The organism is Formosa algae (assembly GCF_001439665.1).
Classification (GTDB): Bacteria; Bacteroidota; Bacteroidia; order Flavobacteriales; family Flavobacteriaceae; genus Formosa; species Formosa algae.
Map to the genome: position 1 here is coordinate 150,795 of NZ_LMAK01000045.1, position 11,840 is coordinate 162,634.

The window sequence follows — 11,840 nt, forward strand, 5'->3', positions numbered from 1 at the left end:
TAATTAACCAACAAATCACGCTCTTATGAAACAATACTACTTTATTTTACTTTCTCTATTATGTTTTCAAATATCAACCGCCCAAGAAGTAACTGGTAAAATTATAGACTCGGAAGGCCTACCTGTTCCTAGTGTAAATATTATTGAAAAAGGTACATCTAATGGTGTTATAGGCGATTTTGATGGTAATTTCACCATTACCGTCAGCGAAAATGCCACACTTGTCTTTAGTTTTTTAGGGTATCAGCCTAAAGAAGTTAAGGTGAATGGTCAAACTACAATTAACGTCACTTTAATTGAAGGTGTAGGTCTCGATGAAATTGTTCTTGTGGGATCAAGAAATCCAAAACGAACCATTACAGATTCTGCTGTTCCAGTAGATGTTTTGGATGTTGCAGAAATCGCATCTACTACTGGAAAAGTAGAAGTTAATGAAATTTTACAATATGCCGCTCCATCATTTAACGCTAGTAAACAATCTGGATCTGATGGTGCCGATCATGTGGTGCCTGCATCACTTCGTGGACTAGGTCCCGATCAAACTTTAGTATTAATTAACGGAAAACGTAGACACCAATCTTCTTTGGTAAATATTTTCGGAACTCGTGGTCGAGGAAATTCTGGAACAGATTTAAATGCCATTCCTGCATCTGCCATTAAAAGAATCGAAGTATTAAGAGATGGCGCCTCGGCACAATATGGCTCTGATGCTATTGCAGGTGTAATAAACATCGTCCTTAAAGATAATACCGAAGGCTTTTCTGGTAGTGTTACTTACGGCGCATACAGCACAGCTATTGGAGATGGTTGGGAAGAAAAAACTGGAGAAACGCTTTATAATGTAGAAGGAAAAAATAGACTAGATGGAAAAGACAAAAGTTTTGATGGTGAAACGGTTAAAGTAGATTTCAACTACGGTGTAGATATTGGTCAAAACGGTGGTTATATTAATTTTACCACAGAACTACTTTCTAAAGACAATACACTTCGCCCAGGGTTTTCTTGGCGAAAAGGTTATGGAAGTGCTGGTGTAGATAGTTTTAATTTTATGATAAATACAGCAATACCAATTGATGATAACACTGAAATTTATGCTTTCGGAGGTCGAAATTTTAGAGATACTGATGCTTATGCGTTTTCTAGAGATAGTTTTGAAGATGGCGATAATAGAAGTGTGCCTAGTCTGTATCCAGACGGTTTTACACCAAGAATTACGTCTAATATCACAGATGTTTCTGTATCTGCTGGAGTAAAACATGAAATGAGTAATGGCTGGACTATAGATTTTAATAATACTTTCGGAAAAAACAATTTTCATTATTATGTTAAAGACAGTAACAATGCGTCTATGCAAGATGCATCTCCTATAGATTTTAATGCTGGAGGCCATTTTCTTTCTCAAAACACTACAGGATTAGCATTAAATAAATATTTTGAAGACACCATGTCTGGCTTGAGTTTAGCTTTTGGAATGGAATACCGTACTGAAAACTTCGGAATCTTTGCCGGAGAAATCGCATCGTACTCCTTATACGATGAAAACGGCGTACCCATCACCAATCCAGCAACTCAAATAGTTGCTACAGACTCTAACGGAGATGCACTTCCTGGAGGCTCTCAAGGATTCCCTGGATACAGCCCAGATAATGAAGTAGATAGAAGCCGAACAAATTACGGCATCTATATAGACTCTGAATTAAATGTTACAGATGATTTCTTAGTTGGTGGAGCCTTAAGATTTGAGAATTACAGTGATTTCGGAGAAACTTTTAATTTTAAACTTGCCAGTAGATACAAATTGTTAGACGACGCACTTGCAATTAGAGGTTCTATCTCTACAGGATTTAGAGCACCTTCTTTAGCGCAATTATATTACAACCTTATATTTACTAACATTGTCGCAGGAGAATCTATTCCTTCGTTATTATCGGCAAATAATAGTACAGTCACTAAAGCTTTTGGTATCGAAGATTTAAAAGAAGAAAAAGCATTTAACGCAAGTGTTGGTTTTACCTTTAATACTGGCGGATTTACTGCAACTATTGATGGTTATTTAATTGATGTAAAAGACCGTATTATACTGACAGATAATTTTACAGACCAAGCTATTCTAGGGCCTTTAAATGTAGATGCTGCTCAGTTTTTTGCTAACGGTGTAGACACACAAACCACAGGATTAGACATTGTTTTGAGTTATAAAACAACTTTAGGTGCTAATGGGAATTTAAATATCAACCTAATTGGGAATTTAAACGATTTAAAAATAGACAGTATTAACACTCCTGAATTTGAAGGCAGCAGCATGACCGACGAAGAAGCTCAATTGAGATTCTTTAGCCCGTTCTCTCAGGCGTATTTAGAAGCTGCAGCTCCAAAATATAAATTTGGTTTAAATCTTGGGTATAGTATAAATAAATTCAATATTAATGCGACTCTTACTCAATTTAGCGAAGTTATTTTACAAGATTTCCAATGGGTAGACTCACCTCCTACAACTTTCGCAGAAGCAGATGCTTTAAAACTGGTGGCAACAGATACTTATGAAGCCCGCTTAGTCGCCGACATAAGTTTAGGATACAAATTCACAGAACAACTAAATCTAACTATAGGTGCAAATAATCTGTTTAACACCTATCCTAGCTCTCAGTTCGACGGATGGTCTGACCAAGGAGGTTTAGCAGATTCTGTACAGATGGGATCTGATGGCCGCTATATATTTTCTAGATTAGGATTTAGTTTCTAATCCAAATCATATTTAAACAAAAAAACCGAGCAAATGCTCGGTTTTTTTGTTTTATAACTGTAAAACAGATTTAATCTTCAGGGTGCATAAAACGTTGCTTTCCTAATAATTCTTCTTCTGTTTCTACGTGATCATCATCAGGGACACAACAATCTACCGGACATACAGCCGCACATTGTGGTTCTTCATGAAACCCTTTACATTCTGTACATTTATCTGGAACAATATAGTAAATCTCATCACTTACTGGTTCTTGAGCCTCATCAGCATCAACTTGTTTTCCATTTGGAAGCACAACAGAACCATCTAAACCTGTTCCATCCTTATATCTCCAATCATCTGCACCTTCATATATAGCTGTATTTGGGCACTCTGGTTCACAAGCCCCACAATTTATACATTCGTCTGTTATTATAATTGCCATAGCGTATTTCTTTTTCTAACTTTGTGCGACAAAAATAAAGCCAAAACCTTTCATAACCAAATTAGACTATGAATTTACAGCAAAGAATTAATGCTTTTGCAAAGTTAGGTGATTTTTTAAGCCAATTTTCAAATGAAAAAATTCAAAAAAAAGACGATATTCTTTTCAATGATTTATTTTTTGATGGGTTTAAACATCAATTAAAATTAGCCAGAGAACACAACGGCTGGTTTAATCAAGACAACCTCGTATTCGCCTTAGATGGATGGTCTAAATCACTGACAACAAACAATATTACCCACTGGTTAAACACCTACTCCTTTAACAATGTTACAAGTAAAAAAGTAGCTATAATCATGGCAGGGAATATCCCTTTAGTTGGTTTTCACGATTTTTTATCGGTTTTAATTTCAGGGCATGATGTGGTTGTAAAACAATCGTCTAACGACAAGCATCTACTCCCCTTTCTAGCAAAATATTTAGAACACGTAGAGCCTGAATTTAAAGGAAAAATTACTTTTATAGAAGATAAATTAAAAGATTTTGATGCCGTAATCGCTACAGGAAGCGACAATACCGCGCGTTATTTTGAATACTATTTTAAAAACAAACCTTCTATAATTAGAAAAAACAGAAATTCTGTGGCTGTACTTACAGGTAAAGAAACCACAGAAGACCTAGAAGCTCTTGCAGACGATATTTTTAGATATTATGGTTTAGGTTGCAGAAACGTATCTAAACTATACGTCCCGGAAGGCTATGATTTTCAAGACTTTTTCCAAGCCATGTACAAATGGAAAGACGTTATTAACGACCATAAATACGCCAATAATTACGACTACAACAAAGCCGTATATTTAATGAGCGAATTCGATATGCTTGAAAATGGGTTCTTAATGATTAAAGAAGATCAAAGTTTTTCGTCTCCAATTGCGACCATATTTTACGAGTACTATAACGATGTAAATACGCTAAAAAACGACTTATTTTCAAAAAAATCCGATATACAATGTGTTGTCTCTAAAGGAATTATAGATTACGAAATTGTTTTCGGAAACACCCAATCTCCAAACCTATGGAATTATGCCGATAACGTTGATACTGTGGACTTTTTATTAAAAATTTAGCATAAAAAATATTAATTTTATTATATAAATTCATCAATTATTTAGCACCTTTGTGCTTATCACAAAATTATCGAAATAATGAAAAAACACAATTTTAGTGCTGGCCCATGTATCCTTCCACAAGAAGTCTTACTTAAAGCTTCAGAAGCCGTAATCGATTTTAACAATAGCGGTTTATCTCTAATTGAAATATCGCACAGAAGCAAACCTTTTATTGAGGTTATGGAAACTGCTAGTGCATTAGCTTTAGAACTACTTGGCTTAGAAGGAAAAGGCTACAAAGCATTATTTTTACAAGGTGGCGCAAGCACGCAATTTTTAATGGCTGCGTACAATTTACTTGAAAACAAAGCAGGCTACCTGAATACAGGAACTTGGGCTGCAAAATCTATAAAAGAAGCTAAACTTTTCGGAGAGGTTGTAGAAGTTGCTTCATCTAAAGATGCCAACTACAACTATATTCCAAAAGGATTTAGTGTACCATCAGATTTAGACTACTTCCACTGTACATCTAACAACACCATTTTCGGGACTCAGTTAAAAGAATTCCCTACAACGTCGGTACCATTAGTGTGCGACATGAGTAGTGATATCTTTTCAAGATCTTTAGATTTCTCTAAATTCGATTTAATCTATGCTGGAGCTCAAAAAAATATGGGTCCTGCTGGAACAACTTTAGTAGTTATTAAAGAAGATGTTTTAGGAAAAGTAACACGTGCTATTCCTTCTATGTTAGACTACAAAAACTTTATTGAAAAGGAAAGTATGTTTAATACACCTCCAGTATTTGCAGTCTACACATCTATGTTAACCCTACAATGGTTAAAAGATTTAGGTGGAATTGCAGCTATTGAAAAAGAAAATGAAAAGAAAGCGCAATTAATGTATTCTGAAATTGACTTAAATCCTTTATTTAAAGGATTTGCTGCTAAAGAAGATCGCTCTAACATGAATGCTACTTTTAATTTAGTAGACGAGAGTTTGAAAGATACTTTCGACGCTATGGCAAAAGACGCAGGAATGAATGGTATTAACGGACACAGAAGTGTTGGTGGTTACCGCGCATCTATGTACAACGCTTTACCTTTAAGTAGTGTTGCTGCTCTTGTAGAAGTTATGAGTGAGTTAGAAAGAAAAGCATAAACAAATTAATTAATAATAAAATCAATGTCATTTAAAAATGACGACAAATCTTATGAAAGTATTAGCAAACGACGGTATTTCTAAAAGTGGAATTGACGCTTTAGAAAAAGATGGATTTGAAGTTATCACAACCACGGTAGCGCAAGAACAATTAATCAATTATATCAACGAAAACCAAGTTGTTGTTTTATTAGTTAGAAGTGCAACTACAGTACGTAAAGACTTAATAGACGCCTGCCCTAGCCTAAAAATTATTGGTCGTGGTGGAGTTGGTATGGACAACATTGATGTTGAATATGCTCGCGAAAAAGGATTAAAAGTAATTAATACGCCTGCTGCGTCTTCGCATTCTGTTGCAGAATTAGTATTTGGACACTTATACGGTTTAGCTCGTTTCTTACATAACTCTAACAGAGATATGCCATTAGAAGGAGATAAAAACTTTAAAGGTTTAAAGAAAGCTTACGCTAAAGGAACAGAATTAAAAGGAAAAACATTAGGTGTTTTAGGTTTTGGACGTATCGGTCAAGCTACAGCTAAAGTAGCCTTAGGAGCCGGAATGAAAGTGGTTGCATTTGACCCGTTTTTAGATAAAGCCGATTTAGAATTAGAATTCTTTGACGGACAAAAAGTAAGCTTTGAAATTAAAACCATCTCTAAAGAAGATGTTTTAAAACAGGCAGACTTTTTAACCTTACACGTACCAGCACAAGATGGTTATGTAATTGGTGAAGCAGAATTAAATAGCATGAAAGATGGTGCCATAATAGTAAACGCTGCACGTGGTGGTGTTGTAGACGAGATTGCTCTTGTTAAGGCTATTGAAAGTGGTAAAATTTCTAGAGCTGCGTTAGATGTTTTTGAAAAAGAACCACAACCAGAAATGGGATTATTAATGAACCCTTCATTATCGTTAACACCACACACTGGTGCTGCGACTAATGAAGCTCAGGATAGAATTGGTACAGAACTAGCACAACAAATTGCGAGTATCTTACTATAATTTTATTTATTAAATATTAAAAAAAAACCGTCTAAAATATATTTTAGACGGTTTTTTTATGCGTTATCATATTAATGATGAATTTTAATCTTATTTGATTTCATATTAGTTGCAATCACATGAATAAAATAGCTTTTTAAACGATTATAATCACTTTAAACCAAAACCTCTAATCATTTTAGTCTTCTTCAAAAAATTCGTCTTTAAAACCAATTAAATACAGTTTTTCTTTTGCACGAGTTACAGCAGTATACAACCAGCGTAAATAATCTTTATCTATTCCATTTGGCAAATACGGTTGTTCTACAAAAACCGTATTCCATTGTCCTCCTTGCGATTTGTGACAAGTTATGGCATAAGAGAATTTAACCTGTAATGAATTAAAGTATTTATTCGCTTTAACTTTGGTGAATTTTTTATAATTACTACCTTCATCTTCATAATCCTTCATAACTTCTTGATACAATCTGTTAGAATCTTCATAAGGTAAAGATGGAGATTCTGCTGTTATAGTATCTAAAAGCAAGACTGTTTCAAACGGGATCATTCTAGGATAATCTACCATTCTCACTTTAACTTCAGCAAAACGAAAACCATATAATTCTTTAATAGAAAAAATTTCTAAGACCTCAATAATATCTCCGTTTGCAATAAATCCAGCTTCAGAAGTTGGCTTTAACCAGAAATAATTATTCTTTACAACCATGACATAATCACCTGTCGATAATTCATTTTCATTAAATAAAATTCGATTCCTAATTTGTTGATTATAAAGATTTGCACGCTTGTTACTTCTAACAATGATTGCAGTCTCTTCGTTTCCTAAATCGCTATAGCAATCGTTAATTGCATCCATTATTTCTTGTCCGTCTATAAGCCTAACAATATCTTTATAAGGCAAAATATCAAACTTAAAACTCTCGTAAAACACTCCTGCTAATGTCTCTCGAAGTATGGTTGCATTAAATAAAATTCCTGAATCTTGTTCTTGTCGTACCACTTCATCCAGCTCCATAGTAACCACATCTTTGTCGTATTGCAAGCTTAAGGTTTTAGGTTCTAAAGCAGGACTTATATCTAATTTTACAGGAGGTAATTGTGCGGTGTCTCCTATTAGTAATAACTTACATTGATGCCCAGCATATACATACTGCATTAAATCGTCTAATAGCGAGCCGTTTTCAAATAATTTAGATTCTCCAGGCGTGTCCGAGATCATAGAAGCTTCATCAACAATAAAAATGGTGTTTTTATGCTTATTAGGTTGTAAAACAAATTTTACACCACCACCCTTATCTTTACGTGGGAAATAGATTTTTTTATGTATTGTAAATGCTTCTTTTTTAGAATAATTTGAAATGACTTTTGCGGCACGACCCGTTGGAGCCATTAACACGGCACTTTTCTTAATTTTCCACAGATTACTCACTATAGTGCTGACTATCGTGGTTTTACCCGTTCCCGCATACCCTTTTAACACATAAAGTGATTTTGAGTTGGTATCAAAAATAAATTCAGATAATTGAATTAATACAATATTTTGTTTTGGGGTCGGATTAAACGGAAACTCCTGTTTTATAAGGGAATAAAATTGAGATGCATTCATTTATGGGGCTTCAGAAAAAAATTTATTCAAAGATAGTAATGATTTTTACTCTCTTAGGTTTTTACGAATAAAAAAAAATTGTAGATTTGCGTTAGACCTTTAATAAAATTTAATTAACAAAAAACACTATGCTTACAATAATTCTTATTGCAGTTGCTTCTATCCTGCTAACGATTGGTTTAGTTTGGCTGATTGACAAATTTTTACCATCTAAGTTAAAACCTGTTATAATTATTGCACTTTGGGCTCTTATCGCCTTCTTAGGATACCAAACGTTTATGTCGGTTTACACACCAATCCAATTTAACCAAGTTAAAAAGAAACGTTACGCTGTAGTTATCGAAAAACTTATTGACATTAGAGATGCTCAATTAGCTCACAAACAAGTTACAGGGACATTCGCAGGAGATTTTGATCATTTAATTAAATTTATTGATACAGCAAAATATACAATTACACAACGTCGTGACTCTACCATCATTGATGAAGAGTTAACAAAAAGATATGGTGGTGTAGAAACTACAAAAGATATTATTATTATTGATACATTAGGATTTGTTTCTGTAAAAGATTCTTTATTTAAAACATCTCCTCGTTATAAAACCATGATGAATCTTCCTGCAGGTATTGGACCAGAAGGCTCTAAATTTAAAATGGAAGCTGGAACTTTAGACCAAAACGATGTTAAGATCCCTGTTTTTGAAGCTTCTGTTAAGAAAAACGTGATCTTTTTTGATCAAGAAAAAGATTTAGTTATTCAAGAAAACCAAATTATTGCAGTAGACGATGTAAACGGAGATGCCTTAATGGTAGGTTCTATGTCTGAAGTTAAAACAAACGGAAACTGGCCTAAAACATATGGCGACGACGAATAGTAACACACATATCACAACACATACAGAATTGTCCATTCAAATTAGTTTGAGTGGACTTTCTTTTTGTATATTAAATGCTAACACAAAACAGGTTGATGTTTTAAAACATATTCGTTTTAATAAACACGAAACACCTTATCAGTTGTTGGAGCATGTACAGGCTTTGTTTAAAAATGAAACCTGCCTACAGCAAGATTTTAGTAATGTACAAATCATTCACACAAACGAATTATCTACTTTAGTTCCTAAACCCCTATTTAACGAAGATTGTTTAGCAGATTATTTAAAATACAATTCAAAGATTTTAAAATCCGACTTTATAACATGTGATGATATTGACATAAACGATAGTGTAAATGTTTATGTCCCTTATGTAAACGTAAATAATTTTATATACGAGCACTTTGGAGCATTTACATATAAACACTTTTCTACGGTTTTAATAGAAAGTATTCTACAAATAGAGAAAAATGCAGATCAGCCTAAACTGTATATACATATGGGCGCTCGAAATTTTGAAATAATAAGTGTTGTTAACAGAGAGTTGCAGTTTTACAATACATTTGAATACAGTAGTAAAGAAGATTTTATTTATTATTTGCTATTTACAGTAGAACAATTAAAACTCAATCCAGAAACCATTCAATTGGTATTTGTGGGAGATATTTTAGAGCATAGCGATATTTACAATATAGCCTATAAGTATGTACGACATATTTCGTTTGGATCTAATAAACACAACTATACTTTTAATCAACAACCAGAAACTCCACATGCAGAGTTTGTCATCTTAAACAGTTTTTAATGCGAATAATATCTGGATTATACAAAGGAAGAAGAATTACAGCTCCAAAAAAGCTACCCGTTCGCCCGACCACCGATATGGCCAAAGAAGCCTTATTTAATATTTTAAATAACACATATTATTTTGACGATATTTCTGTATTAGATTTATTTGCAGGAATTGGTAGTATAAGTTACGAATTTGCTTCGCGTGGCACCACTAATATTACATGTGTAGATCAGGAATTAGGATGTACTAAATTTATTAGCGAAACAGCCCAAGCTTTCGAAATGCCTTTGCAGGTTATTAAAAGTGATGTGTTCAAATTTTTAGAACAAACCACGATGAAAGCCACTATTATATTTGCAGACCCACCTTACGCCTTTCCTGTAGAAGCGTTTAGTAAAATTCCGCAATTAGTCTTTCAAAATGATTTGTTAGAAGACGACGGTCTGTTAATCGTAGAACATTCTAAACACACAGATTTATCAGATTTAGAGCATTATAACTATTCCAAAAGTTACGGCGGAAACATGTTTAGCTTCTTTAATAAACCTGAAACCGAAACAGCAGAGTAAATTTCCTGATATACAAGTAAAAAAGGCACTTTACACATAAGACTTTGATAAAAAGACAATTAAACGCTAAAGCACTAGCTTTTTATATAATTTACTCAATCGTTTTCAAATTAATTTTAAAAATAATCACGCCTTTTATGTTAAAATAAATATAAAAGATGTAATTTAGTTTACGCTAATCATATGGATTAGTAACCATTAACCCCATTATTAGATTTCTTTATTATGAAAAAAATTATTTTGTTCGCTTTTTCTTTAGCTGTTATGGCTTCTTGTACAGAACCGGTAAAACAATATACTAAATCGTCTCCAGAAATAGAAACTATTAAAACGTTACACGAATATTTCGAAGACAGTAATTATGATAGCTTACAAACATTATATGCAGAAGATGCTGTAATCTTTGAAAATTCATTTGATTCTAAATCAATTTCAGATGTCATTAAAGAAGGAAAAGAAGGACGTGCTCTTATTGCCGATTACACCTTTGTAGATGGAGTAAAATGTGAAATGATTATTAACGATGAAGGTGAAACATGGGTAAACAGCTGGGCACACTGGAAAGGAACCTTAAAAGGAAGTGAAAAAGTAATAGAAATACCAATTATTTCTCGATTTCAATTTAAAGACGGAAAAATTGTAAAAGAATATAGTTATTGGGATAATTTACCGAGTTATGTTGCTTTTGATGAATTAGCGACTCAAAAATTAGACAACTTAGAACAAACACTTGAAGAAGACGAGTAAAAAATAAAATACCAACCAAATATTTTATAACCAACCAACCAAAATTGAAAGCAAAGCCCTTTTTTATAATATAAAAAAGGGCTTGTTTATTTAAGTAAATCTATAAGCCGAATCCTGTACTTTTTCTTTCAAAAAAGCCCTTATCATTTATCTCAATGTATTATTACTAATACACTTTAGCTGCCCACCCTCCAACATCGAGCGTGCCGCCCTCAAACATTGGTATACATGGCATTGCACCACATAGAGTTTACCTGGTTTCACTACAGCATTACCTGTACATACTTTCTGTTGCACTTTTCCTAATCTCACGACTGGTGGCCATTAACCACTATGTTGCACTACGGTGTTCGGACTTTCCTCCATTCTTTATATAGAATAGCGATAAGGCGATTTACTTGGCGGCAAAAATACAATAATTACCAACTAATACTATTAAACTCGCTTTTATTAAATTTCTAAAATTGTTAATAACTCATTGTATTTTTAGTCAACATAGCTCAAAAATATACCCTGAATTTTTAACTTTGTTGTTCTAAGCATTTATATGGAACATTTTATTGTATCGGCTCGTAAATACAGACCCCAAACATTCAAGGATGTTGTTGGGCAACAAGCTATTACTAATACATTATTAAATGCTATAGAACATAATCATTTAGCACAAGCCCTACTATTTACAGGACCGCGTGGTGTTGGTAAAACAAGTTGTGCACGTATACTTGCTAAAATGATTAATAGTAAAGACGGAGAACAAACAGACGAAGATTTTGCTTTTAATGTCTTCGAACTCGATGCTGCTTCTAATAA

At 33.5% G+C, this 11,840-nt stretch carries 11 protein-coding genes and 1 other RNA gene; 9 read left to right on the forward strand and 3 right to left on the reverse strand.

Annotated elements, in window-relative coordinates; genetic code table 11:
- The first annotated feature begins 25 nt into the window (after positions 1 to 25).
- On the forward strand, positions 26 to 2,743 hold the full coding sequence (locus AST99_RS12100; protein ID WP_057782093.1) for a TonB-dependent receptor: 2,718 nt from the start codon (positions 26 to 28) through the stop codon (positions 2,741 to 2,743).
- A gap of 70 nt (positions 2,744 to 2,813) precedes the next feature.
- Here the strand turns inward: AST99_RS12100 and AST99_RS12105 are convergent, their stop codons facing one another.
- Complete coding sequence (locus tag AST99_RS12105) at positions 2,814 to 3,167, reverse strand: 4Fe-4S dicluster domain-containing protein (RefSeq protein ID WP_057782094.1); 354 nt, start codon at positions 3,165 to 3,167, stop codon at positions 2,814 to 2,816.
- A gap of 68 nt (positions 3,168 to 3,235) precedes the next feature.
- Here AST99_RS12105 and AST99_RS12110 point away from each other — a divergent pair, with 68 nt between their 5' ends.
- The 3 genes from AST99_RS12110 to AST99_RS12120 all read left to right on the forward strand — a co-directional run bounded on the left by AST99_RS12110 (position 3,236) and on the right by AST99_RS12120 (position 6,440).
- Positions 3,236 to 4,294, forward strand: a complete 1,059-nt coding sequence (locus AST99_RS12110) for an acyl-CoA reductase (protein WP_057782095.1) — start codon at positions 3,236 to 3,238, stop codon at positions 4,292 to 4,294.
- Positions 4,295 to 4,372: 78 nt separating this feature from the next.
- Positions 4,373 to 5,437, forward strand: coding sequence for a 3-phosphoserine/phosphohydroxythreonine transaminase (gene serC, locus AST99_RS12115; RefSeq protein ID WP_057782096.1), 1,065 nt, complete (start codon positions 4,373 to 4,375; stop codon positions 5,435 to 5,437).
- A 52-nt stretch (positions 5,438 to 5,489) separates the two neighbouring features.
- Complete coding sequence (locus AST99_RS12120) at positions 5,490 to 6,440, forward strand: D-2-hydroxyacid dehydrogenase (RefSeq protein WP_057782097.1); 951 nt, start codon at positions 5,490 to 5,492, stop codon at positions 6,438 to 6,440.
- A 178-nt stretch (positions 6,441 to 6,618) separates the two neighbouring features.
- Here AST99_RS12120 and AST99_RS12125 read toward each other — a convergent pair whose 3' ends face one another.
- Positions 6,619 to 8,046: an ATP-dependent DNA helicase gene (locus AST99_RS12125; RefSeq protein WP_057782098.1), complete on the reverse strand. Its 1,428-nt coding sequence runs from the start codon at positions 8,044 to 8,046 to the stop codon at positions 6,619 to 6,621.
- A gap of 128 nt (positions 8,047 to 8,174) precedes the next feature.
- Between AST99_RS12125 and AST99_RS12130 the strand changes: the two genes are divergently transcribed.
- The 4 genes from AST99_RS12130 to AST99_RS12145 all read left to right on the forward strand — a co-directional run bounded on the left by AST99_RS12130 (position 8,175) and on the right by AST99_RS12145 (position 11,030).
- Positions 8,175 to 8,921: a hypothetical protein gene (locus AST99_RS12130; protein WP_057782099.1), complete on the forward strand. Its 747-nt coding sequence runs from the start codon at positions 8,175 to 8,177 to the stop codon at positions 8,919 to 8,921.
- On the forward strand, positions 8,905 to 9,726 hold the full coding sequence (locus AST99_RS12135) for a DUF3822 family protein (RefSeq protein WP_057782100.1): 822 nt from the start codon (positions 8,905 to 8,907) through the stop codon (positions 9,724 to 9,726). The genes AST99_RS12130 and AST99_RS12135 overlap by 17 nt, the downstream gene beginning before the upstream one ends.
- Positions 9,726 to 10,283 carry an RsmD family RNA methyltransferase gene (locus AST99_RS12140; RefSeq protein ID WP_057782101.1) on the forward strand — a complete coding sequence of 186 codons (558 nt, stop codon included), beginning with the start codon at positions 9,726 to 9,728 and terminating at the stop codon, positions 10,281 to 10,283. Before AST99_RS12135 ends, AST99_RS12140 begins: the two co-directional genes overlap by 1 nt.
- Before the next feature lie 225 nt (positions 10,284 to 10,508).
- Positions 10,509 to 11,030, forward strand: a complete 522-nt coding sequence (locus tag AST99_RS12145) for a nuclear transport factor 2 family protein (protein WP_057782102.1) — start codon at positions 10,509 to 10,511, stop codon at positions 11,028 to 11,030.
- 87 nt (positions 11,031 to 11,117) lie between these two features.
- On the opposite strand, the gene rnpB is transcribed toward AST99_RS12145, so the two are convergent.
- Positions 11,118 to 11,431, reverse strand: an RNA gene (gene rnpB, locus AST99_RS12155) — RNase P RNA component class A.
- A gap of 146 nt (positions 11,432 to 11,577) precedes the next feature.
- Here rnpB and AST99_RS12150 point away from each other — a divergent pair.
- Positions 11,578 to 11,840 (forward strand): AAA family ATPase (locus tag AST99_RS12150; protein ID WP_157486375.1); only part of this gene is annotated, 263 nt, incomplete at its 3' end.